Consider the following 24,295-nt stretch of genomic DNA (forward strand, 5'->3'; position numbering starts at 1 on the left):
AGATGCTGTTAGGGTTTGTTGGGCTTGGCGCGGTGGTGGAAACCGCTTATTTACCCGCACTACACAATCTGTATGGCGATTCACTGCACTGCCTGGGTTTTGATGTTCAGCCTGGCAGGCACCCTGAAGGCGTAACGCGCTGCGCCTCTCTCACCGAACTTCTCTCGCATCCTCTTGATACCCTGTTTATTACCACGGTTTCTCTGCAGCATCTTGAGGTGCTGGAGTACGCCCTGGCGTCTCCGGTGGCGCGGATCGTGGTTGAAAAACCCATCGTCGCCACGCTCTCGCAGCTCGAAAAACTGAACAGACTGCTGGCGTTGCCCGGTGCGGCGTCCCGTGTGCTCGCACTTGACCACTGGATGGCGCGCCTCGCAACGGTTCAGCTTGGGCTGATCGGGACTTTTGCTGATATCGCCAGAATTGACGGTTTTTTGCAGGAACCGAGCGGGTTTAACGCAAAAGGAGAACCTGTCGCGCTTAACTTCGCGACGGGTGAAGTGGACACCCGCACGCTTCGCCATCCTGACGGCGTTATCCTGGACATCGGCACGCATGTGCTGGCGATGCTGCGTGAAACGGTGCGTTATCTGGGGGGCGGGGATGATATGACGCTGCAGGTGGTGGCCGCTACTGACCGGCTTGGGCGTGAGATCAAACAGGGCGATCTCACCACGGCAGAGGGCAGCGCTCATCTTCGCGGGCAGCTTAGTGGCATTCCGGTGGAGATTTGGCTCAACAAATATGCGGGACCGTCAGGCGGGCAAAAAGGGTTACGGCTGTATCTGCATGACGGGCGCGTCATAAGCCACGATCGTCACGGAGCAGAAGATGTGCTCGTGCTGACGGACGGCGATCGGGTTCAGCGCTGGCATATTCCAGGCACGATTTATACGCACTGCCTGGCAGAGCGCATTCTGGGGCAGAAAAGTCTGTTCGAATGTGACCCGGAAGAAGTGAGCCGGACGACACGCCGTCGAATGGCGGAAGTAGAACTGCTGCTGACCTTACAGCAACAGCTGCGTGGCCCGCACTGAGTGCTGCGTGTTAATATCAACGTATTACAGAATGCCCAGCAAAGGAGTCATCATGTCGATTACCTGCCCGGATTGCCACGCAGAGCTTGAAGTGCAAAATGGCGTCGCCCACTGTGAGCACTGCGATAAGGATATCGCGCTCGAAGCCCGCTGCCCGGAATGTCATCAGCCACTCCAGGTCTTAAAAGCCTGCGGTGCGGTGGATTATTTCTGCCAGAACGGCCACGGCCTGATTTCGAAAAAGCGCGTGGAGTTTGTCCCGGCTGAGGCTTAATCACACACGCAGCCTTCGCCTTTCTGCCACAGCTCGACCAGCGACTCAGGGGCTTCCTGCTCAGGCACCAGCACAATCATATCGGTGTACTGGGCCTGATTGTGCTGAGTCCAGATTATCTGGATGCGAAAATAACGCTGATCGCCACTCCCTGGCGAGGTGGGTTCACCCGGCGGCTGGCCGCGTGGAAATGCCTGCTCCAGGATGTTTACCACGCGCTGACGCTGGGCCTCGTTGAGTGACGAAAGCGTAATGGTGCGTTGGCCGCTTAGCTTAGGAATAAAAGCGACGCCGCCTTCCCGGGCCAGCTCAACGACGGCGTCATCTGTGAGTTCCGGAACCTGCATTTACAGCACTCCCACCTGTTCCCAGGCTTGTTTTATCGCAGCCGCCACGTCGCCACCGGACCGTTTCTCGCCGTGGGCAACCGTCAGTTTTGCGAAGGCCTCAAAATCGGCATCTTGCGCCAGGTGACGGTCGCAAACTGTGTCGTACCAGGCATATCCCGCTTTTTCCCAGGCATGACCCCCAATCGCCTTCGCGGCCAGATAAAACGCCCGGTTGGGAATACCTGAATTCAGGTGTACGCCGCCGTTGTCTTCGCGCGTTTTGATAAAGTCTTTCATGTGCCCAGGCTGCGGGTCTTTACCGAGCAGAGGATCGTCATAGGCGGTGCCGGGCGCTGACATGGAGCGCAGCCCTTTGCCGTTAATACCGTCTGCCAGCAGCCCCTCACCAATCAGCCAGTCGGCTTCATCGGCGGTCTGTTTGAGATGGTACTGTTTGACCAGCGAGCCAAATACATCTGACAATGATTCATTTAGCGCGCCAGACTGCTCAAAATAGATAAGCCCGGCTTCGGTCTCGGTGACACCGTGGCTTAGCTCGTGGGCCACGACGTCAATGGCAATAGTAAAGCGGTTAAATATTTCGCCGTCGCCATCACCAAAGACCATCTGCTGACCATTCCAGAAGGCGTTCTGATATTCCCGGCCATAGTGCACGGTACCGGTCAGGATCAGGCCTTTATTATCAAGCGAATCGCGCTGATACATTTTCCAGAAGAAATCATGAGTGACCCCCAAATAATTGTAGGCTTCATCAACGGCCACATCGCCATTTGACGGCTGGCCCTCATAACGCACCTGGGTACCCGGCAGCTCCTGCGTCTGTCTGGCATCGTAAATATCACGCTCCAGTTGACCGGCTTTATTGACGTGCGGCGCGGCGGGTTTGCCCGGCATATGCGCCATGAGCGTTTGCACATGCGTTAACGTCTGACGGGCGCAGCGCTGCTGCGGCTCAGAACCACTTTCGATAATGCGACGAAGAATATAGGGGGGAATGACGCTGTGAAGATAAGACATGCTGCTCTCCTTAGTTCGGGCAAGGCCAGATAAAAGGGAATAGCAGCAGTATAGTTTGTAACCGACGAAGAATTATCCGGTTTTTCGCTGGCGCGTTTTTTTCACCGGTTTAATCTCTTTCACTTCGCTCTCCACCCAGCCGTCTGACAGACGGGTGGTGAGAACATCTCCGGCTTTCACCTGCTTCGTTTGCTTCAGCACTTTACCGTCGGTGGCGGTCGTTACGCTATAGCCTCGTGCCAGCGTCGAGAGCGGGCTGACCGCCTCGAGGTGGGTCACGGCGTTGCCAAAGCGTTCACGTGTGGTGCTAAGACGTGCACGGATAGTGTCTGCCAGTCGATACTCAAGCTGTTGGATACGCGTTTGCGCGCGATAAATCTTCGGCTGTGGGTTCTGCTGGTTCAGGCGCTGAGTAATACGCTGCTGGCGCGAGACCGCGCGCTTGAGCTGAATATCCAGCGCGACGTTCATTCGCTGACGCAGACGCTCCAGCACGGTTTGCTGACGGGCCAGCCGCAATTGCGGATGCTGCTGTTGCAGGCGATGATGAAGCTGGGTAAACCGGCGCGTCCGGTTGGCCAGGAAATAGTCCATCGCCATTTCCAGACGCTGCTGACCATTCTGCAGCTGGCGCAGCAGCTCCAGCTGATTGCGGCTCACCACTTCCGCGGCTGCGGAGGGCGTTGGCGCGCGTAAATCCGCCACAAAATCAGCTATTGTCACGTCCGTTTCGTGGCCGACGGCGCTGACGACCGGGATCTGGCTTGCGAAAATGGCCCGTGCCACGCGTTCGTCGTTAAAGCTCCACAGGTCTTCCAGCGAACCGCCGCCACGCCCGACAATCAGCACGTCGCACTCCTGACGTGCGTTTGCAAGTTCAATAGCGCGGACAATCTGACCCGGTGCGTCATCACCCTGAACAGCGGTCGGGTAGATGATAACGGGCAGGGACGGGTCGCGGCGTTTGAGGACATGAAGTATGTCATGCAGTGCCGCCCCGGTTTTTGACGTAATCACCCCAACGCAGTGGGCAGGTGAGGGGAGCGGTTTTTTGAACTGCTGATCGAACAGACCCTCTTGCGAGAGTTTGTCTTTTAGCTGCTCGTACTTCTGCTGCAACACACCTTCGCCCGCAGGCTGCATACTTTCGACGATGATTTGATAATCGCCGCGCGGCTCATACAGGGTGATATTGGCGCGAACCAGAACCTGCTGACCATGCTGAGGGCGAAACGTCACGCGGCGGTTGCTGTTGCGGAACATTGCACAGCGCACCTGAGCGGTGTCGTCTTTTAACGTGAAGTACCAGTGACCAGATGAAGGCTGCGTGAAGTTAGAGATTTCACCGCTGATCCAGACCTGCCCCATTTCCTGCTCAAGCAGCAAACGAACCGTCTGATTAAGGCGGCTGACAGTAAAAATTGCGGGGGATTGAGTGGATAACATGTGAGCGGGATCAAATTCTAAATCAGCAAGTTATTCAGTCGATAGTAACCTGCTGAGAGGGGAGTGCAAGGTTTTTTTATAAAAAAGTGTGGATGCAATCGGTTACGCTCTGTATAATGCCACGGCAATATTTAACCACCCACCAGGTCAGAGATATTGCCCATGCTACGTATCGCTAAAGAAGCACTGACGTTTGACGACGTCCTCCTCGTTCCCGCTCATTCCACCGTTCTGCCGAATACTGCCGATCTCAGCACGCAGTTGACGAAAACGATTCGCCTGAACATTCCTATGCTCTCTGCGGCAATGGACACCGTGACTGAAGCGCGCCTGGCTATCGCCCTGGCACAGGAAGGTGGCATCGGCTTTATTCATAAAAACATGTCTATCGAGCGTCAGGCTGAAGAAGTTCGCCGCGTGAAGAAACATGAATCCGGTATCGTGTCTGACCCACAGACCGTTCTGCCAACCACTACCCTGCACGAAGTGAAAGCCCTGACCGAACGTAACGGTTTCGCCGGTTACCCGGTTGTCACCGAAGATAACGAACTGGTGGGCATCATCACCGGCCGTGACGTGCGTTTCGTGACTGACCTGAACCAGCCTGTCAGCGTATACATGACCCCGAAAGAGCGTCTGGTAACCGTCCGTGAAGGCGAAACCCGTGACGTCGTGCTGGCTAAAATGCACGAGAAGCGCGTTGAGAAAGCACTGGTTGTGGACGCGAACTTCCACCTGCTGGGCATGATCACCGTTAAAGATTTCCAGAAAGCAGAACGTAAGCCTAACGCCTGTAAAGACGAGCATGGCCGTCTGCGCGTAGGTGCTGCCGTTGGCGCGGGTGCAGGTAACGAAGAGCGTGTTGACGCGCTGGTGGCTGCGGGCGTTGACGTACTGCTGATTGACTCCTCTCACGGCCACTCCGAAGGCGTTCTGCAACGTATTCGTGAAACCCGTGCGAAATACCCAGACCTGCAGATCATCGGCGGTAACGTTGCAACGGGCGCAGGCGCTCGCGCACTGGCTGAAGCAGGCTGCAGCGCGGTGAAAGTCGGTATCGGTCCTGGCTCTATTTGTACCACCCGTATCGTGACTGGCGTAGGCGTTCCGCAGATCACCGCTGTATCCGACGCGGTTGAAGCGCTGGAAGGCACCGGTATTCCGGTTATCGCTGACGGCGGTATCCGCTTCTCTGGCGACATCGCGAAAGCGATAGCAGCAGGTGCTGCAGCCGTCATGGTTGGCTCCATGCTGGCCGGTACTGAAGAATCCCCGGGCGAAATCGAACTCTACCAGGGCCGTTCTTACAAATCATACCGTGGTATGGGCTCCCTGGGCGCGATGTCCAAAGGCTCTTCCGACCGTTACTTCCAGAGCGATAACGCCGCTGACAAACTGGTACCGGAAGGTATCGAAGGCCGCGTTGCCTATAAAGGCCGCCTGAAAGAGATCATTCACCAGCAGATGGGCGGCCTGCGCTCCTGTATGGGTCTGACCGGCTGTGGTACCATCGACCTGCTGCGTACTAAAGCGGAATTCGTACGCATCAGCGGTGCGGGTATCCAGGAGAGCCACGTTCACGACGTGACGATCACCAAAGAGTCCCCGAACTACCGTCTGGGCTCCTGATAAATTTCCGCGCCCGGCTCATGCCGGGCGCTCTGTATTTGTTTCACTTGCCTCGGAATTAGCGTCAATGACGGAAAACATTCATAAACATCGCATTCTCATCCTGGACTTTGGTTCTCAGTACACTCAACTGGTGGCACGTCGCGTACGTGAACTGGGCGTTTACTGTGAACTGTGGGCATGGGATGTCACGGAAGCACAGATTCGCGAATTCAATCCAAGCGGCATCATCCTGTCCGGCGGCCCGGAAAGCACCACCGAAGAGAACAGCCCACGCGCACCGCAGTACGTGTTTGAAGCGGGCGTGCCGGTATTCGGCGTTTGCTACGGTATGCAGACCATGGCCATGCAACTGGGCGGCCACGTAGAAGGGTCTAACGAGCGTGAGTTTGGCTACGCGCAGGTTGAAGTCGTCACCGACAGTGCGCTGGTTCGCGGTATCGAAGACTCCCTGACCGCAGACGGCAAACCGCTGCTGGACGTGTGGATGAGCCACGGCGACAAAGTCACCGCCATCCCGTCTGACTTTGTGACCGTTGCCAGCACCGATAACTGCCCGTTTGCGATTATGGCGAACGAAGAAAAACGCTTCTACGGTGTGCAGTTCCACCCGGAAGTGACCCACACCCGTCAGGGTATGCGCATGCTGGAACGCTTCGTGCGTGATATCTGCCAGTGTGAAGCACTGTGGACGCCAGCAAAAATCATCGACGACGCCGTTGAGCGTATCCGCCAGCAGGTTGGCAATGACAAAGTGATCCTCGGCCTGTCCGGCGGTGTTGACTCCTCTGTCACCGCGATGCTGCTGCACCGCGCAATCGGCAAAAACCTGACCTGTGTATTCGTGGACAACGGTCTGCTGCGTCTGAATGAAGCGCAGCAGGTTATGGATATGTTCGGCGACCACTTCGGTCTGAACATCATTCACGTGGAAGGCGAGAAGCGCTTCCTCGACGCGCTGGCCGGCGAGAACGATCCGGAAGCGAAACGTAAAATCATCGGTCGCGTCTTCGTTGAAGTGTTCGATGAAGAAGCGCTGAAGCTGGAAGACGTTAAATGGCTGGCGCAGGGCACCATCTACCCTGACGTGATTGAATCCGCGGCTTCCGCAACCGGTAAAGCACACGTCATCAAATCTCACCACAACGTGGGCGGCCTGCCGAAAGAGATGAAGATGGGCCTGGTTGAACCGCTGCGTGAGCTGTTCAAAGATGAAGTACGTAAGATTGGCCTGGAACTGGGTCTGCCATACGACATGCTCTACCGTCACCCGTTCCCGGGTCCTGGTCTGGGCGTGCGTGTGCTGGGCGAAGTGAAGAAAGAGTACTGCGACCTGCTGCGTCGCGCGGACGCTATCTTCATTGAAGAGCTGCACAAAGCTGACCTGTACAACAAAGTGAGCCAGGCGTTCACCGTGTTCCTGCCGGTGCGCTCTGTCGGCGTGATGGGCGATGGCCGTAAGTACGACTGGGTTGTTTCCCTGCGTGCGGTGGAAACCATCGACTTCATGACCGCGCACTGGGCGCACCTGCCGTACGACTTCCTGGGCCGCGTCTCTAACCGCATTATCAACGAAGTGAACGGTATCTCCCGCGTGGTGTATGACATCAGCGGTAAGCCACCGGCTACGATTGAGTGGGAATGATTTTCCCCTGATATCACCCCAAACCCTCTGCTTGCGCAGGGGGTTTTTTATTCTCCGTTACTTCCCACTGCCCAGCCGATATGCCAGCGCTACCACCAGCGACTGCACCAGGCACAGCGTCGCCGACTGCGAGCGAAACGCGTCAACCTGCGCCTCTTTCACCACAAAACAGAGATCGCTGAAGGTGGCCAGCGGGCTTATCTGACTGTCGGTGATCACAATCTGCCGCGCGCCGACGCTGGCGGCGGTTTCGCTGACCATCACCGTCTCTTCCGCATACGGCGAGAAGCTGATCGATACCACAATGTCCTGCGCCTTGATGCGGTTGATCTGCTCACGCAGCATCCCCCCCATTCCGTCGAGCAGAATAGGGCGGCACTCCAGGTGGCTCAGGGCGTAGGTCAGATAGGCGGCGACGCTAAACGAGCGGCGTAACCCGGCGATATAGATTGTGTCGGCTTCGGCCAGCAGTTGCACGGCGCGCTCCAGCATCTCCGGCTCGGCGCGGGCAGCCAGCTGCTGGAGGGCCTGCGCATTTGAACGGGCGAACTCCTGCAGAATATCGAGCGGGGTTTCCGGGACGGCCTGACTTTCCATTTCGCGAAACAGCCGGGCGCGGTCACTGTAGCTGGCGGTCTCTTCCACCAGGTTCATGCGAAACAGCTGTTTCATCTCGTTGAAGCCGGTGAAGTCAAAAGCATTGGCAAAACGGATCAGCGTTGACGGCGGCACATCGGCACGCTCGGCAATGACGGCGACCGTATCAAAGGCCACGCTGTTGGTATTATCCAGCACATAGCGGGAGACCTGCTGCAGCCTCTTGCTCAGGCTATCGTAGCGATCGCGGATTTGCTGCTGCAGCTCATTCAGGCTGGTTGCTGTGGTCATTTTACCCCCTATGCATAGTTTTATGATTCTAAACGCAAAACCGCGTTTTTTAAATGCCGGCCGTCCATCTGGCCTCAAAAATGAAACAGAAGCTTCACGCATTTCAACGCCTGAAATGCCTTAATAGCGCAGGCTGCACCGGTGATGGTGGCTGTTAACATAAAAATCCATCCTTGATCACAATAATCATCATTTATTTTATTTCAACTTAAAATGGAATATTTGTTTCATATATAGTGTTCAGGTAACAGTCACGTATCAACAGCGAGAGGTTAAGGATGGAGACGGTAGCGAATTTTATTCACGGCGAGTGTGTCACCGGTTCAGGCCAGCGCGTTCAGGCAATCTTCAACCCGGCCACCGGAGAGCAGATCCGTCAGGTGGTGATGAGTACGGCACAGGAAACCGAACAGGCGATTGCCGCAGCACAGCAGGCTTTTCCTGGCTGGGCGCGTCATTCTCCACTTAAACGCGCACGCGTGATGTTCCGCTTCAAAGCGCTGCTGGAAGAGAACATGGAGCGCCTGGCCCGCATCATCAGCGAAGAGCATGGCAAAGTCTTCTCCGACGCGGTGGGCGAGCTGACCCGCGGCCTGGAAGTGGTGGAGTTTGCCTGCGGCATCCCGCATCTGCAAAAAGGTGAGCACTCCGCTAATGTCGGCACCGGTGTCGACAGCCACTCGTTGATGCAGCCGCTCGGCGTATGTGCCGGGATCACGCCGTTTAATTTCCCGGCAATGGTGCCGATGTGGATGTTCCCGATTGCGCTGGCCACCGGCAACACGTTCGTGCTGAAACCGTCGGAAAAAGATCCCTCTCTGGCGCTCGCGCTGGCAAAACTGCTGAAAGACGCCGGCCTGCCTGACGGCGTGTTTAACGTGGTGCAGGGCGATAAAGAGTCGGTTGACGTGCTGCTGACTGACCCGCGCGTGCAGGCTGTGAGCTTTGTCGGTTCAACGCCGATCGCCCAATACATTTACGAGACCGCCTCCGCCCACGGTAAACGCTGTCAGGCGCTGGGCGGGGCAAAAAACCACTGCATCTTAATGCCGGATGCCGATATGGATATGGCGACGAACGCGATTATGGGCGCTGCCTTCGGCGCGGCGGGAGAACGTTGCATGGCGCTGTCGGTGGTGCTGGCGGTGGGGGATAACACCGCTGATGAACTCTGTTCCCGGCTCGAAAAACAAATTGCCGCGCTGCGCGTCGGACCGGGTCTGGACCAGACGCCTGAGAACGAAATGGGGCCGCTTATCTCCTCGGCACACCGTAACAAAGTGCTGGGCTATATCGACAGCGGGGAAACTCAGGGAGCCCGCCTGCGCGTGGATGGCCGTGGGTTCAGCGTGAAAGGCCACGAGCAGGGCTATTTTGTCGGACCAACGCTGTTCGATAACGTCACGCCGGAGATGACCATCTATAAAGAAGAGATTTTCGGGCCGGTACTTTCTGTGGTGCGTGTTGCAGATTACAGCTGCGCGGTGGACCTGATTAACCGGCATGAATATGGTAATGGCTCGGCAATATTTACCCGTGACGGTGGCTGCGCGCGCCGCTTCTGCGAAGAGGTGCAGGCGGGGATGGTTGGGGTGAACGTGCCGATCCCGGTGCCGATGGCGTTCCACAGTTTTGGTGGCTGGAAGCGTTCGATCTTTGGTGCGCTGAACGTCCACGGCAACGACGGCGTGCGTTTCTACACCCGAATGAAAACCATCACCGCACGCTGGCCGGAAATGCAGCAGGAGACTGGCGCTGCGTTCTCCATGCCGACGCTGGGCTGACAGGAGGTTTTATGCAAACCGAACGTATGACCATGGCTCAGGCCCTGGTCAGATTCCTTAATCAACAATATGTCTCCATTGATGGACAAGAAACGCCCTTCGTGGAGGGCGTGGCGACCATTTTTGGTCACGGTAACGTGCTGGGTATCGGCCAGGCACTGGAGCAGGATCCTGGCCACCTGCAGGTGATGCAGGGGTGTAACGAACAAGGCATCGCCCATATGGCGACCGGATTCGCCAAACAGCATCGCCGTCGGCGCATTTTTGCCGTCACCTCATCCGTCGGGCCCGGCGCGGCTAATATGGTGACGGCCGCGGCGACCGCCACCGCGAACCGCATTCCGCTCCTGCTGTTACCGGGGGATATCTATGCCAGCCGCCAGCCCGATCCGGTTTTGCAGCAAATCGAGCAGTACCACGATCTCAGTATCAGCACCAACGACTGCTTCCGTCCCGTTTCACGCTACTGGGACCGCATTAACCGTCCGGAACAGTTAATGAGCGCGATGTTAAATGCGATGCGAACGCTTACTGACCCCGCAGCGACGGGGGCTGTGACCATTTGCCTGCCGCAGGACGTACAGGGCGAAGCCTGGGATTATCCCCTGAGCTTCTTTGCGCGTCGCGTGCATCACATTGAACGCCGTCCGCCTGATCCCCAGCGTCTGGCCCAGGCACAGGCGTTGATTGCCCGTAAACGCCGTCCACTGGTGGTGTGTGGCGGGGGCGTGCGTTATTCCGGCGCGCATGAGGCATTTCGGGAATTTGTCGAGACGCTGCAACTGCCGTTTGCCGAAACCCAGGCCGGAAAGGGGGCGCTGGTAAGCGATCACCCCCTTAATCTGGGAGGGATCGGTGTGACGGGCGGAATGGCCGCTAACCAGCTTGCACCCAGGGCGGATTTGGTGATTGGCATCGGCACGCGCCTGACGGACTTTACCACCGGCTCCAAAGCGCTCTTTTCCCATCCGGACGTCGAGTTCCTGCTTTTAAACGTCGCCGAGTTTGATGCCGTGAAACTGGATGCCACGGCGCTGATTGCCGATGCGCAAACCGGGCTACACGCTTTAACGCAGGCGCTCCCGGCGTACCGAAGCCACTGGGGAGAGGAGATTGCTCAGGCGAAATCTGCCTGGCATGCGGAGTGCCAGCGCTTATGGGGCCGTCAGTGGCATCCCGACGATGCGCCTGAAGTGGCAGGGCACCTTGATGCGCAGCTGGCGGAATACGGTGAGGCGCTCAATACCCGCCTGACCCAGACGCGGGTGCTGGGGCTTATCAATCAACATATCGAAGATAACGCCATCGTTGTGGGCGCGGCCGGATCGCTGCCCGGGGATTTACAGCGCCTCTGGCAGGTGAAGACGCCGGACAGTTATCACCTGGAGTACGGCTACTCCTGCATGGGGTATGAGATTGCGGCGGCGATAGGCGCGAAGCTTGCCAGCCCGCATCAGCCGGTTTACGCCATGGTGGGGGATGGCTCCTACATGATGCTGCACTCCGAGCTACAAACCGCGGTGCAGGAGGGGATCAACGTCACCGTTTTGCTGTTTGATAACGCCAGCTTCGGCTGCATTAATAACCTGCAGATGGGGCACGGGATGGGGAGCTTCGGTACGGAAAACCGTCATCGAAACCCAGATTCAGGCCGGCTTGACGGGCCGCTGGTGAAAGTCGATTTCGCCCAGAACGCGGAAAGCTACGGCTGTCGCGCGTGGCGGGTCCACGACGAGCAGAGTCTGCTGGCGGCGCTGGAGGCGTCGCGGGCGCATCCTGGCCCAACGCTGCTGGATATCAAAGTGCTGCCAAAAACCATGACCCATGATTACGCGTCATGGTGGCGAACCGGTGATGCGCAGGTCGCGGGATCGTCTGCGGTGCGCAAAGCCGCCGAGCAAACCCAGGCGCAGGTGAAAAAAGCTCGCCAGTATTAAGTATTTCCCGCCATAACGAAATTTTCATTTCATTTTCCCCTCACCCTAACCCTCTCCCCAAAGGGGAGAGGGGATGGTGTAGTGCACTCTTTTCTCCCTCGCCCCTTTGGGGAGAGGGCAGGGGTGAGGGGTTAGTAGCACCTTCTTCCATGTTGTGAGATTGATAACAAAATTTATCTCAATCATCTCAAAAGTGTTAACCCGCACTCAAAAATATAATTTTCACTATTTATAAAAATGAAATAAATGTTTTATTTAAGGGGTCGTTAGTTCACAGCATTCACCAACACCGGGAGCCGTTATGTTTAACATTGCTTTACTGGGCGCTGGCCGAATTGGCCAGGTACATGCAGCTAACATCGCCAGCCACAGTGAGACCACGCTCTGGTCTGTGGTCGACCCGAATCAGGAATTTGCCACCCGCCTCGCCACGCAATATCAGGCTCGTTTGCAGAGCCTGGAGGACGCGATGAGCGACCCAAACGTTCATGCCGTACTGATCGCGTCTGCGACGGACACCCACGCGGATCTGATTGAGATGGCCGCCCGCCACGGCAAAGCGATCTTCTGTGAAAAGCCGGTACACCTGGATCTTGCCCGCGTGCGCGACTGCCTGAAAGTGGTTAACGAGTACAACGTACCGCTGTTTATCGGTTTTAACCGCCGCTTTGACCCGCAGTTTCGCCGGGTCAAAACCGAGGTGCAGGCCGGGCGGATCGGTAAGCCCGAATCGCTGCTGATTATCTCCCGCGACCCGTCCCCGCCACCGGCGCAATATGTGCGCGTTTCCGGCGGTATGTTCCGCGACATGACCATTCACGATTTTGATATGGCGCGCTTCATCATGGGCGAAGAGCCGGTGTCGGTGTATGCCCAGGGCAGCAATCTGGTGGATCCGGCGATTGGCGAGGCGGGGGATATCGATACCGCGTTTATCGTACTGAAATATGCCTCCGGCGCGATGGCGACCATCGTCAACAGCCGCCGCTCTTCTTATGGCTACGACCAGCGCCTGGAACTGCACGGCTCAGAAGGCCTGCTGTGCGCGGGCAATATTCTTGAAAATCAGGTGCAGCACTACGGCAAACAGGGCTGCACCGGCGCGCTGCCGGAACACTTCTTCCTGCAGCGCTACAAATCCGCTTACGCCGCGGAGTGGGAACACTTTGTTGCGGTGCTGCGCGGCGAAGCGACGCCTGACTGTAGCGGCGACGATGGTGAACGTGCGCTGTACCTGGCGGATAAAGCGCTGGAATCCCTGCGTAGCCAGCGTGAGATCGTCCTCTAAACACAACCACCCTACACAGAGAGACATAATAATGAAAAAACTGATCTTAGCCGCCCTCATCGCCATGACCGCCGGGGCAGCAATGGCCGAAAACGAGCAAATTGTTTTCAGTACACCAAACCTGGCGATGCCGTTTGAAGTTCACATGCAGCGTACCGCGGTAAAAGCCGCAAAAGAGATGGGCGTAAAGCTTCAGGTACTGGACGGGCAGGGCAGCTCGCCGAAACAGGTCGCTGACCTGGAAAACGCCATCACCCGTGGTGCGCAGGGGTTCATCGTCTCCCCGAATGACGTCAATGCCGTCTCCAGCGCGGTGGATGAAATTCAGGATGCGAATCTGCCCGTTGTGACGCTTGACCGCTCCGTCGACAGCCAGAAGAAGGTGCCGCATTTTGGTGCCAACAACTACAAAGGCGGGCAGGCGATTGGCGACTTCGTTAAAAGCAAATTCCCCAACGGGGCAGACATTATTCTGCTCACCGGCCAGCCAGGTTCCTCCTCCAACATTGAACGTACCAAAGGGATCCGCGACAGCCTGAAGGCGGGCGGGGACAAGTACAAGATCGTTGCCGATCAGACCGGCAACTGGATGCGTTCTGAAGGGATGCGCATTGTGGAAAGCGTTCTGCCGTCACTGCCGAAACGCCCACAGGTGATCCTCTCCGCCAATGACGACATGGCACTGGGCGCAATTGAAGCGCTGCAGGGCCAGGGCGTGAAACCAGGCGAAATTCTGGTGACCGGATTTGACGCGGTCCCTGAGGCGCTGGCGCGCGTGCGCGACGGCTGGCTGGCGGTCACAGCGGATCAGCGCCCGGGCTTCGCGGTACAAACGGCGATGAGCCAGCTGGTGGCCAACGTGCGTGAGAAGAAAGCCATCACCGGCGCGGACTACCCGCCAACGCTTATCACCAAAGAAAATCTGCAGCAGGCTGAGCGCATCAGTGAGGCCGGTAACTGATTTATCCGGAGCCGCCGCGCAGGTGGCGGCTCACTATTAAGGAGGAGCAGACCGATGTCGCAACCCTTACTGAAAGTGACCGACCTGGCAAAAAGCTTTTCTGGCGTCTGGGCGCTGAGCAGCGCACAGCTCACCGTCGGTGCCGGGGAGATCCACGCGCTGCTGGGTGAGAACGGAGCGGGGAAATCCACGCTGCTGAAAGCCCTGGCGGGCGCACAGCCGCAAACGCGCGGGGATATCTGGTTCAACGGCGACACGCTGCCGGTGGACGATTCACCGGTTGAGCGGCAAAACAAGGGCATTATCACTATCTATCAGGAATTTAACCTGCTGCCCAATATGACCGTCGCGGAAAACATGTTTCTCGGGCGCGAGCCGCGTAAACGTAACCTGATTGTCGACGAAAAAGCGGTGAACCAGGAGGCGCAGGTGATCCTCGATTATCTGCAGTTGAACGTTGCGCCAACCACGCCTGTCGCCCGTCTGAGCGTAGCCCAGCAGCAGATGGTCGAGATTGCCCGGGCGCTGACGCTGAACGCCAGGCTGATCATCATGGATGAACCCTCCGCGGCGCTGAGCGACAGCGAGGTGGAAAGCCTCCACCGCGTGGTGCGCGAGCTGAAAAACCGGGGGGTGAGCATTATTTACGTTACCCACCGACTGCACGAAGTTTTCCAGCTTTGCGATCGCTTTACCGTTTTCCAGGACGGCCGTTTCACCGGCAGTGGCGCCGTGGCGCAAACCAATGTCGAGCAGCTGATCCGTCTGATGGTGGGGCGTGACGTGGCCTTTAATCGTCGTCCCGCCAGCGAAACCCATCATGAAAACAAGCCGGTTCGTCTGGCAGTAAAAGGGCTGAGCCGCGAAAAACCGCCGCTGGATCCGCACGGCATTGCCCTGCATGACATCAGCTTCCATGTCCACGCCGGAGAAGTACTGGGCATTGCCGGCCTGGTGGGTGCAGGTCGCACCGAAGTGGCGCGCTGCCTGTTCGGGGCGGATGCCTTTACCTCGGGCAGCTTTGAACTGGACGGCGTCCCGTATCAACCGCGCGACCCGATGTACGCCCTTGAGCAGGGCATCGCGCTGGTCCCGGAAGATCGCAAGAAAGAGGGGGCGGTACTGGGGTTATCGATTCGCGACAACCTGTCGCTCTCCAGTCTCTCTTCTCTGATGCAGTGGCGCTGGTTTGTGAATACCCGCAAAGAGGACGATCTGATTGAGTCCTACCGCAAGGCGCTGCAGATCAAAATGGTCAACAGCGCGCAGGAGGTGCGCAAGCTCTCCGGCGGTAACCAGCAGAAAGTTATCCTGGCGCGCTGCATGGCGCTGAACCCTCGGGTGCTGATTGTCGATGAGCCGACGCGCGGTATCGACGTGGGCACCAAGTCGGAAGTGCACCAGGTGCTGTTTGATATGGCCAAACAGGGCGTGGCGGTGATCGTGATCTCCTCCGATCTGCCTGAAGTGATGGCGGTATCCGATCGGATCATCACGCTCAGTGAAGGCCGGGTGACCGGTGAGATCCACGGCGACGACGCTAACGAAGAGCGGCTGATGACGATGATGGCCATCAACCACAACGCCCTCAACGCGGCATAACGGAGTTTTCCATGACGCAGATGATTTCTAAAACGCAGGTTCCGGTGAAACGCAGCGGACGCCTCGATCCCATCGCCTTCTTCGAGCGCTTCGGGGTACTGATTTTCATGATCCTGCTGCTGATTTTCTTTCAGTCGCAGAACAGCAATTTTTTCTCTGAACGCAATATTTTCAACATCCTGACCGAGGTGTCCATCTACGGGATCATGGCCGTGGGGATGACCTTCGTCATTCTGACTGCCGGTATCGATCTTTCTGTCGGCTCCATCCTGGCGGTCTGCGCCATGACCGCCGCATACGTGATTAAGGGCGACAACTTCACCACCGTTGATCCGAACGCCTGGGGCGGCATGAGCTGGCTGATTGGGCTGGGCATTTGTCTGGCGATGGGCACGGCGATTGGCTTCCTGCACGGCCTGGGCGTAACCCGCCTGCGCCTGCCGCCGTTTATCGTCACCCTCGGCGGGATGACCATCTGGCGTGGCCTGACGCTGGTGATCAACGACGGCGCGCCCATTGCAGGTTTCGACCCGGGTTACCGCTGGTGGGGACGCGGGGAGCTGCTTGGCATCTCCATTCCAATCTGGATTTTCGCCATCGTGGCGCTTGGCGGGTATCTGGCGCTGCATAAAACCCGCTGGGGACGCTTCGTCTATGCCATCGGCGGTAACCCGGAGGCAGCGCGCCTGGCGGGGGTCAACGTGAAGCGCGTGCTGGTGAGTGTCTATGTGCTGATTGGCTGTCTGGCGGGACTGGCGGGCTTCATTCTCAGCGCTCGTCTTGGCAGTGCGGAAGCGGTCGCCGGGATCTCCTTTGAACTGCGCGTTATCGCCTCGGTAGTCATCGGCGGCACTTCGCTGATGGGCGGCTATGGACGCATCGGCGGCACCATCATTGGTTCCATCATTATGGGGATCCTGATTAACGGTCTGGTGCTGATGAACGTCTCGGCCTATTACCAGCAAATAATCACCGGATTAATTATCGTTCTGGCGGTGGCATTCGACACCTATGCCAAGAGCCGTCGCGGCGCATTGTGAGGATCAGGATGAAAGAGGTTCGTATTGGATTGATTGGCACCGGGTATATCGGCAAGGCGCATGCCATCGCCTATGCCCAGGCGCCGACGGTATTTACCCTGCGCGGCAAACTGGTGCGCGAGATGGTGGCGGAAGTGACACCCGCGCTGGCGGCAGAGCGGGCGCAGGCCTTTGGCTTCAACCGCTCAACCGGCGACTGGCGGGCACTGGTGGCTGACCCGGCGATTGATGTCGTGGATATATGCTCGCCCAACCATTTGCATAAAGAGATGGCGCTGGAGGCCATTCGCCACGGTAAGCATGTCTACTCGGAAAAGCCGCTGGCGCTGAATGCCCATGACGCACGTGAAATGGTGGACGCCGCGAAGCGGGCAGGGGTGAAAACGCTGGTGGGTTTTAACTACATGAAAAACCCGACGGCACAGCTGGCGAAAGAGATCATCGCCCGCGGCGAGATTGGCGAGGTGATCCACTTCTACGGTACCCACAACGAAGATTATATGGCCGACCCGCTTTCTCCCATTCACTGGCACTGTTTTAAAGAGACCGCCGGGCTGGGTGCACTGGGGGACCTGGCGGCGCATATCGTCAACATGGCGCAGTATCTGGTCGGGGACATTCAGCAGGTCTGCGGTGATTTAAAAATTGTTGTGCCTGAGCGCCCGGCGCAGGCCGGTTCGTCGCAAAACGTTGCGGTTGAAAACGAAGATCAGGCGCACGCGATGGTCCGTTTCGCCGGCGGAGCACAAGGGGTGATTGAAACGTCCCGCGTCGCCTGCGGGCGCAAGATGGGACTGTCGTATGTGATAACCGGCACCAAAGGGGCCATCAGTTTTACCCAGGAGCGGATGGCGGAACTGAAGCTCTATCTGCATGACGACCCGGTAAACCGCCAGGGATTCCGCACGCTGCTTGTGGGTCCATCACATCCGGACTATGGCGCGTTTTGCATGGGAGCGGGCCATGGTATCGGCTTTAACGATCAAAAAACGGTGGAAGTACGCGACCTGGTCGACGGTATTGCCGCTGATGTGCCGATGTGGCCGGACTTTGAAGAGGGCTGGAAGGTTTCGCGGGTGCTGGACGCCATCGCACTCTCACACCAGGAAGGCCGCTGGCTGAACGTGAACGACATTGTCTGATGAGGTATCAACGTGGAAAAGCAGTTTGATGTGATATGCATGGGCCGCGTGGCGGTAGACCTCTACAGTCAGCAAATTGGTGCCCGTCTTGAGGATGTGTCGAGCTTCGCGAAATATCTCGGCGGCTCGTCCGGCAACGTGGCCTACGGGACGGCGCGTCAGGGGCTGCGCTCATCGATGCTGGCACGCGTCGGTGATGAACATATGGGACGCTTCCTACGAGAAGAATTACACCAGGTGGGCTGCGATACCAGCCATCTGATCACCGACAAAGAACGCCTGACGGCGCTGGTGCTCCTCGGCATTAAAGACCGGGACACCTTTCCACTGATTTTTTATCGCGATAACTGCGCGGATATGGCCATCACGGCCAGCGATGTGGACGAACGCTACATAGCCTCCGCACGGTGCCTTGCCATCACCGGGACCCATCTCTCGCACCCTCAGACCCGTGACGCGGTGCTGACGGCGCTTAACTATGCCCGCCGTCACGGTGTTCGCACGGTGCTGGATATCGACTACCGTCCGGTACTGTGGGGGCTGACCTCATTAGGGGACGGGGAGACGCGCTTTATTGCCGCGGAAAACGTGACCCGTGAACTGCAGGAGGTGCTGCACCTTTTCGACGTCATTGTCGGCACCGAAGAAGAGTTCCACATTGCAGGTGGCAGTACCGATACCCTGCAGGCGCTGGGTCGCGTGCGCGCCGTGAGTAACGCTACGCTGGTTTGCAAGCGTGGAGCGCTTGGCTGTTCGGTGTATACCGACGCTATACCGCCCCGGCTGGATGAGGGTCTGACGGTGACCGGCGTGCGCGTTGAGGTGCTGAACGTGCTCGGTGCGGGCGACGCGTTTATGTCCGGCCTGCTGCGCGGCTACCTTAACGACGAAGGCTGGGAGCAGGCCTGCCGCTATGCCAACGCGTGTGGTGCGCTGGTGGTGTCCCGCCACGGCTGTGCCCCGGCGATGCCGAGCAAGGCTGAGCTGGACGACTACCTGTCGCGTGCGGCGTCGGTGCCGCGTCCCGATCTTGACGCGCGCCTGAACCATCTGCACCGCGTCACCACCCGCCGCCGTGAGTGGCCGGAGCTGTGCGTGATGGCCTTCGATCATCGCAGCCAGCTGGAAGATATGGCGTTGCAGTGCGGGGCATCCCTGAAGCGCATCCCGGCGCTGAAGCAGCTTATTCTGCAGGCCAGCCGTGAGGCGGCCAGCAGCGCAGGGCTTGAGGGCAAAGCCGGTCTGCTGTGTGACGGCACTTTTGGTCAGGACGCCCTGAACGCGATTACCGGTGAAGGGTGGTGGATAGGCCGCCCTATTGAGCTGCCGGGCTCCCGGCCGCTGGAGATGGAGCACGGTAACATCGGCACGCAGCTCATCAGCTGGCCGCAGGAGCATGTGGTGAAATGCCTGGTCTTTTTCCATCCGGAAGATGCGCACGGCCTGCGTCTGGAGCAGGAGCAGAAAATCGCAGAGGTCTACCACGCCTGCTGCCAGTCCGGTCATGAACTGCTGCTGGAGGTGATCCTGCCAGCCAGCATGCCGCGCAGCGATGAGCTTTACCTGCGCGCCATCTCGCGTTTTTACAACCTGGGGATTTATCCCGACTGGTGGAAACTGCCGCCGCTCTCTGCCGATGGCTGGACGGCGCTGAGCGAGATTATTGAACGTCGGGATCCACACTGCCGTGGCGTGGTGATCCTCGGGCTGGACGCCCCGGCTGAGCAGCTTCGTGCTGATTTTAAAGCCGCCTCGGGACACGCGCTGGTGAAGGGCTTTGCCGTAGGACGCACGCTGTTTGGCGATGCGTCCCGTGCATGGCTGAAACACGATATTGACGATGCGCAGCTGGTGGCACGCATCCGGGACAATTACCTGCAGCTTATCGCCTGGTGGCGCGAGCGCGGACACGCATAATTCAGGAGACGACAATGAGTGTGCAATTAGGCATTAACCCGCTGACATGGACGAACGACGATCTGCCTTCACTCGGCGCGGAGACGCCGCTGGATACCTGTCTGAGCGAAGGGAAAGAGGCCGGTTTTGCCGGTTTCGAACTGGGCAATAAATTCCCGCGTGAGGCGCGCCTGCTTGGCCCCATTTTGCAGCGCCACGATCTGCAGCTGGTCTCCGGCTGGTATTCAGGGCGTCTGCTGGAGCGTAGCGTGGAGGAGGAGATTGCCGCCGTGCAGTCACACCTGACGCTGCTGCGCGAACTGGGGGCTAAGGTGCTGGTATTCGCCGAAGTGAGCGGCTGTATTCACGGCGAGCAACAGACGCCGGTTCATCTTCGCCCGCGCTTCCCGCACGCGCGCTGGCAAGAGTACGGCGAGAAGCTGACCGCTTTTGCCCGCTACACGCAGCAGCAGGGGGGGCAGATTGCCTACCATCACCATATGGGAACGGTCATTGAGTCCGCTGAAGATGTCGATAACCTGATGACCCATACCGGTGAAGAGGTGGGCCTGCTGCTGGACACCGGCCATCTGACCTTTGCCGGGGCTGATCCGCTGGCGGTGGCCCAGCGCTGGGCATCGCGCATTAACCATGTTCACTGCAAAGACGTGCGCGCCGACGTGCTGGCGGACGTCAAAAACCGCAAAACCAGTTTCCTTGATGCGGTGCTGAGTGGGGTCTTCACCGTACCGGGTGACGGCTGCGTGGACTATCCGCCCATCATGCGGCTGCTGAAGGCGCAGGATTATCACGGCTGGCTGGTGGTGGAGGCGGAGCAGGATCCTGCTATCGCTCACCCGCTGACCTACGCCCGTCTGGGGTATAACAACCTGAGCCGTCTGGCGCGTGACGCCGGGCTTATCTGAGGAGGTGACATGTCACGTCTGTTATCACGCTGGCAACCGCCGAGTGCGGAGGGCCGCACCCAGTCCGTCACGCCGGAACACGCGGGCTGGGGATACGTTGGCTTTGAAGCATATGAACTGCAGGAGGGGCAGACGCTGACGCTGCCCGCCGTCAGCGAAGAGCGCTGTCTGGTGCTGGTGGCCGGACGGGCCTCTATCAGCACACCTACCGCGCAGTTTACTGACATCGGCGAGCGGATGAGCCCGTTTGAGCGTATAAAGCCCTGGGCGGTCTACGTCACGCCGCAGGAGACGGTGCAGATTAAGGCGCTGACGACGCTGGAGCTGGCGGTCTGCGCCGCACCCGGCAAAGGGACCTTTCCGACACGGCTTATCGCTCCGCAGGATATCGACGCGCAGGCGCGTGGTAAAGGCCATAACCAGCGCTACGTGCACAACATTCTGCCGGAAGATCAACCCGCCGACAGCCTGCTGGTGGTTGAGGTCTGGACCCACGAAGGCTGCACCAGTTCATACCCGAGCCATAAGCACGATACGGATAATCCACCGCAGGAAACCTATCTGGAGGAGACCTACTATCATCGCCTCAACCCCGGGCAGGGATTCTGCATGCAGCGGGTCTATACCGACGACAGGTCGCTGGATGAGTGTATGGCCGTTTATAACCGCGACGTGGTGATGGTGCCGAAGGGCTACCATCCGGTGGCGACGCTGGCTGGTTATGACAGCTACTATCTCAACGTGATGGCCGGTCCGGTGCGAAAATGGATGTTCACCTGGGAAGACGATCACGCGTGGATCAACCGCGACTATCCACGTTGACGTTGCAGAAGCCCGCACCCCGCGGGCTTTTTTTATCACCCTTATCCTGTTTTGCGCGTTACCCACCAGAACACCAGCGCCACCAGGCTCACCGCTGCGCCAGTCAGGCAGACGCCCTGCCAGCCCGCGATGGCATACGTCATCGTGGTGCTCAGCGCGCCCAGACCGCTGCCGACGGCATAAAACAGCATATAAAGCCCGACCAGCCGGCTATGCGCCTCGGGGCGGGCGCGAAAGATCAGGCTCTGGTTGGTGACATGCAGCGCCTGCCCGCCCAAATCGAGCAGCACGATGCCAATGAGCAAAATGCCGAGCGAACGATCCATCAGTGAAATCGGCCACCAAGCCAGGAGTAACAAGACCAGTGCAGCCGCGCTGGTGCGCCGGGCATATCCTCGATCGGCCCACTCTCCGGCCCGGGTTGCCGCTAACGCGCCTGCCATTCCGGCCAGGCCAAAAGCACCAATGGCGGTATGCGATAAGTTATAGGGTGGGGCACTTAACGGCAGCACCAGGGCGCTCCAGAAAATATTGAACGCAGCGAACATCAGTAAAGCCAGTACGCCGCGCACCTGCAGGACTTTTTCTTCCCGCAGCAGGGTCAGCATTGAGTGAATCAGGCGCGGGTAACTCATCGTTTCAGGCACCACAGGCAAGCGGGGCAGCCTCCACCACAGCGGAAACGCAATAATGATCATCAGCCCGGCGGCAGAGAGATACACGCCACGCCAGCCCGCGATATCACTGATGCCTCCGGAGACGACGCGGGCCACTAACAGGCCCATAAATACCCCGCCTTGTGCCGCACCAATAACGCGGCCTTGCTCATGCGGCGACGCGGCGTTGGCCGCATAGGCGATAAGCCCTTGCGTCATGGCCGTTCCTGCCATGCCGGTGGCGAGCATACCCGCCAGCAGCATCGTTGACGTCTGCGCCATGCCGACCGCGACCAGAGCGGCCACCAGTACGACAAGCTGTAGCGCCATCAGACGCCGGCGATCCACTTTATCCCCCAGAGGAACCACGAACAGCAGAGCCAGAGCACAGCCAATCTGCGTGGCGGTGACCACGCCGCCAATGGCACCATGGCTGATGCCAAAGTCTCTGGACAACGCGTCAAGCAACGGCTGTGCGTAATAGACGTTGGCCACGCTTAAGCCGCTGGCGAGGGCGAACAGCCACACCAGGCTACGCGGCATGTCGCCTGAGCGGACGTGCCCGGTTTTTCGATCTGACGGTAGTGGTGACGCGTGTGACATGTTCAAATCCTCGCCCTGGGTAAGGTGGTTTTAAAAAGAAACCAGTTGAAGGCTAGACTATGCAGTTTTAAACTGCAACCAGTTATTGTTGACTGACCTGCCGGGGTAACGCTGTGCCGTCTCGTAAACCGATTGAACAGGAATTCTGTCCCGTTGCCCGCAGCGTCGATCTGATTGGCGATCGCTGGTCGCTTCTGATTGTGCGTAATGCTTTTGACGGCATGCGCCGTTTCGGGGATTTTCAGCGGGATCTCGGGGTTGCGCGCAACATTCTGGCTGACCGGCTGCGCAAGCTGGTCGACGCGGGCATTCTCGCGATGCAGGGGGCGTCGGACGGTACGTCGTATCAGGAATATGTCCTGACGGACAAAGGCGAAAGCCTGTTTCCCATCGTCGTTGCGCTTCGCCAGTGGGGAGAGCAGCATCTGTTTGAACGCGGGGAGCGCCACTCGCTGTTGATCGACAGGCATACCGGCAAGCCGGTTCCCCTGATGGCGCCAGCAGCGCAGGATGGAACGGCGCTGAAGGCGCAAGATACTGAAGTGCAGAAAGTGACGTAACCCGACGCTCTGCAAGCCCGCGATACGCGGGCTGTTGTGTCATGCTTAATGGTTTGTGATTGCCTGCTCAATCGTGCGGGCAATATCATCCGGTTGACTCACCATCGACACGTGGCTTGCTGCCACTTCCGTGGTTTTCGCGTGGATCGTTTTCGCCATCGCACGTTCAAGCTCCGGGTTAATCATCCGGTCATTTTTGCTGACCACAAACCAGCTTGGCTTTTCATGCCAGGCCGCATGGCTCACTTTTTCCGCAAACGCGTCGGCCTTGATCGGCCCCTGAGTGGCTGCAATCGTCTGCTGTTCAACGGCGCCTGCATCCGGTGCGAAGTCTTTCATCACGGCTTCTGGCGGGAGATACAAATACCCGTCTGCCGTTTTTGCGATATCCGCACTCCCCGCTGGCGGTGGGTAACTTCCCGCCAGGTCCGCCGTCGACTGGCCGGAATCAGGCGCAAAGGCCGCTACGTACACCAGGGATTTTACCCGTGCATCGTTGCCCGCTTCGCTGATCACCGTTCCGCCCCAGGAATGACCTACCAGCACCACATCGCCATGCGCCCGTGCAATGGCGCGCCGGGTGGCGGCAACGTCATCTTTAAGCGACGTGAGCGGCAGCTGGACGGCGATCACCTCGGTATGCTGTTTTTGCAGCCGGGTAATGACCTTGTTCCAGCTGCTGCCATCGGCAAACGCGCCATGGACCAGCACCACGCTGGTTTTGCTCTCAGCAAAGGCGCTGGCGGAAAGCGCCAGCAGACCCGCCGTCAGTACAGAGCGTGCTTTCATTGT

General features: G+C 58.5%; 21 protein-coding genes. 15 read left to right on the top strand and 6 right to left on the bottom strand.

All coding sequences use genetic code 11. The features are described 5' to 3' along the window. Nucleotides 1-2 precede the first annotated feature (2 nt). Entirely contained in the window at nucleotides 3-1,037 is a 1,035-nt protein-coding gene (locus BJ887_RS02165; protein ID WP_040018145.1) for an oxidoreductase, read from the top strand. 52 nt (nucleotides 1,038-1,089) lie between these two features. Then, nucleotides 1,090-1,311 carry a zinc ribbon domain-containing protein gene (locus BJ887_RS02170; protein WP_025203470.1) on the top strand — a complete coding sequence of 74 codons (222 nt, stop codon included), beginning with the start codon at nucleotides 1,090-1,092 and terminating at the stop codon, nucleotides 1,309-1,311. Here BJ887_RS02170 and BJ887_RS02175 read toward each other — a convergent pair. The 3 genes from BJ887_RS02175 to xseA form a co-directional block, all read right to left on the bottom strand. Next, the gene (locus BJ887_RS02175; protein ID WP_032678683.1) at nucleotides 1,308-1,658 is read right to left on the bottom strand and encodes a protealysin inhibitor emfourin; all 351 of its coding nucleotides are present in this window, start codon (nucleotides 1,656-1,658) and stop codon (nucleotides 1,308-1,310) included. The two genes, BJ887_RS02170 and BJ887_RS02175, sit on opposite strands and share 4 nt — an antisense overlap. Further along, nucleotides 1,659-2,678 carry a M4 family metallopeptidase gene (locus tag BJ887_RS02180; RefSeq protein ID WP_014171157.1) on the bottom strand — a complete coding sequence of 340 codons (1,020 nt, stop codon included), beginning with the start codon at nucleotides 2,676-2,678 and terminating at the stop codon, nucleotides 1,659-1,661. It lies immediately after the preceding gene. 72 nt (nucleotides 2,679-2,750) lie between these two features. Continuing rightward, entirely contained in the window at nucleotides 2,751-4,124 is a 1,374-nt protein-coding gene (gene xseA, locus BJ887_RS02185; protein WP_121339147.1) for an exodeoxyribonuclease VII large subunit, read from the bottom strand. Nucleotides 4,125-4,286: 162 nt separating this feature from the next. On the opposite strand from xseA, the gene guaB reads away from it, so the two are divergent. After that, the gene (gene guaB, locus BJ887_RS02190; RefSeq protein WP_020883040.1) at nucleotides 4,287-5,753 is read left to right on the top strand and encodes an IMP dehydrogenase; all 1,467 of its coding nucleotides are present in this window, start codon (nucleotides 4,287-4,289) and stop codon (nucleotides 5,751-5,753) included. A gap of 67 nt (nucleotides 5,754-5,820) precedes the next feature. After that, nucleotides 5,821-7,398 carry a glutamine-hydrolyzing GMP synthase gene (guaA, locus tag BJ887_RS02195; RefSeq protein WP_014171154.1) on the top strand — a complete coding sequence of 526 codons (1,578 nt, stop codon included), beginning with the start codon at nucleotides 5,821-5,823 and terminating at the stop codon, nucleotides 7,396-7,398. A gap of 57 nt (nucleotides 7,399-7,455) precedes the next feature. Here guaA and BJ887_RS02200 read toward each other — a convergent pair whose 3' ends face one another. After that, nucleotides 7,456-8,286, bottom strand: a complete 831-nt coding sequence (locus BJ887_RS02200; protein WP_032680493.1) for a MurR/RpiR family transcriptional regulator — start codon at nucleotides 8,284-8,286, stop codon at nucleotides 7,456-7,458. A 278-nt stretch (nucleotides 8,287-8,564) separates the two neighbouring features. Here BJ887_RS02200 and BJ887_RS02205 point away from each other — a divergent pair, with 278 nt between their 5' ends. The 10 genes from BJ887_RS02205 to iolB all read left to right on the top strand — a co-directional run bounded on the left by BJ887_RS02205 (nucleotide 8,565) and on the right by iolB (nucleotide 21,684). Next, a complete protein-coding gene (locus BJ887_RS02205; RefSeq protein WP_121339148.1) occupies nucleotides 8,565-10,070 on the top strand; it encodes a CoA-acylating methylmalonate-semialdehyde dehydrogenase in 1,506 nt (501 codons plus the stop codon). 11 nt (nucleotides 10,071-10,081) lie between these two features. After that, the gene (gene iolD, locus BJ887_RS02210; protein ID WP_121339150.1) at nucleotides 10,082-12,007 is read left to right on the top strand and encodes a 3D-(3,5/4)-trihydroxycyclohexane-1,2-dione acylhydrolase (decyclizing); all 1,926 of its coding nucleotides are present in this window, start codon (nucleotides 10,082-10,084) and stop codon (nucleotides 12,005-12,007) included. A gap of 301 nt (nucleotides 12,008-12,308) precedes the next feature. Next, nucleotides 12,309-13,295, top strand: a complete 987-nt coding sequence (gene iolG, locus BJ887_RS02215; protein ID WP_025203474.1) for an inositol 2-dehydrogenase — start codon at nucleotides 12,309-12,311, stop codon at nucleotides 13,293-13,295. A gap of 31 nt (nucleotides 13,296-13,326) precedes the next feature. Beyond that, the gene (locus tag BJ887_RS02220) at nucleotides 13,327-14,256 is read left to right on the top strand and encodes a sugar ABC transporter substrate-binding protein (protein ID WP_020883045.1); all 930 of its coding nucleotides are present in this window, start codon (nucleotides 13,327-13,329) and stop codon (nucleotides 14,254-14,256) included. 54 nt (nucleotides 14,257-14,310) lie between these two features. Beyond that, entirely contained in the window at nucleotides 14,311-15,858 is a 1,548-nt protein-coding gene (locus BJ887_RS02225) for a sugar ABC transporter ATP-binding protein (protein WP_014171148.1), read from the top strand. Nucleotides 15,859-15,869: 11 nt separating this feature from the next. Beyond that, the gene (locus tag BJ887_RS02230) at nucleotides 15,870-16,898 is read left to right on the top strand and encodes an ABC transporter permease (protein WP_014171147.1); all 1,029 of its coding nucleotides are present in this window, start codon (nucleotides 15,870-15,872) and stop codon (nucleotides 16,896-16,898) included. An 8-nt stretch (nucleotides 16,899-16,906) separates the two neighbouring features. Continuing rightward, nucleotides 16,907-18,040: a Gfo/Idh/MocA family protein gene (locus BJ887_RS02235; RefSeq protein ID WP_020883047.1), complete on the top strand. Its 1,134-nt coding sequence runs from the start codon at nucleotides 16,907-16,909 to the stop codon at nucleotides 18,038-18,040. A 12-nt stretch (nucleotides 18,041-18,052) separates the two neighbouring features. After that, nucleotides 18,053-19,957: a 5-dehydro-2-deoxygluconokinase gene (iolC, locus tag BJ887_RS02240; protein ID WP_032680495.1), complete on the top strand. Its 1,905-nt coding sequence runs from the start codon at nucleotides 18,053-18,055 to the stop codon at nucleotides 19,955-19,957. 14 nt (nucleotides 19,958-19,971) lie between these two features. Beyond that, nucleotides 19,972-20,862: a myo-inosose-2 dehydratase gene (iolE, locus tag BJ887_RS02245; protein WP_121339152.1), complete on the top strand. Its 891-nt coding sequence runs from the start codon at nucleotides 19,972-19,974 to the stop codon at nucleotides 20,860-20,862. Nucleotides 20,863-20,871: 9 nt separating this feature from the next. After that, nucleotides 20,872-21,684, top strand: a complete 813-nt coding sequence (iolB, locus tag BJ887_RS02250) for a 5-deoxy-glucuronate isomerase (protein ID WP_121339154.1) — start codon at nucleotides 20,872-20,874, stop codon at nucleotides 21,682-21,684. Between the two features lie 41 nt (nucleotides 21,685-21,725). Here the strand turns inward: iolB and BJ887_RS02255 are convergent, their stop codons facing one another. Continuing rightward, entirely contained in the window at nucleotides 21,726-22,943 is a 1,218-nt protein-coding gene (locus BJ887_RS02255; RefSeq protein ID WP_121339155.1) for an MFS transporter, read from the bottom strand. 113 nt (nucleotides 22,944-23,056) lie between these two features. Between BJ887_RS02255 and BJ887_RS02260 the strand changes: the two genes are divergently transcribed. Further along, on the top strand, nucleotides 23,057-23,503 hold the full coding sequence (locus BJ887_RS02260) for a helix-turn-helix domain-containing protein (protein WP_121339157.1): 447 nt from the start codon (nucleotides 23,057-23,059) through the stop codon (nucleotides 23,501-23,503). 45 nt (nucleotides 23,504-23,548) lie between these two features. On the opposite strand, the gene BJ887_RS02265 is transcribed toward BJ887_RS02260, so the two are convergent. Further along, a complete protein-coding gene (locus tag BJ887_RS02265; protein WP_047743058.1) occupies nucleotides 23,549-24,292 on the bottom strand; it encodes an alpha/beta fold hydrolase in 744 nt (247 codons plus the stop codon). Nucleotides 24,293-24,295 lie beyond the last annotated feature (3 nt).

Origin of the sequence: Enterobacter sp. WPR_3_1 (genome assembly GCF_003635055.1) — a bacterium.
Taxonomy (GTDB): Bacteria; Pseudomonadota; Gammaproteobacteria; order Enterobacterales; family Enterobacteriaceae; genus Enterobacter; species Enterobacter ludwigii.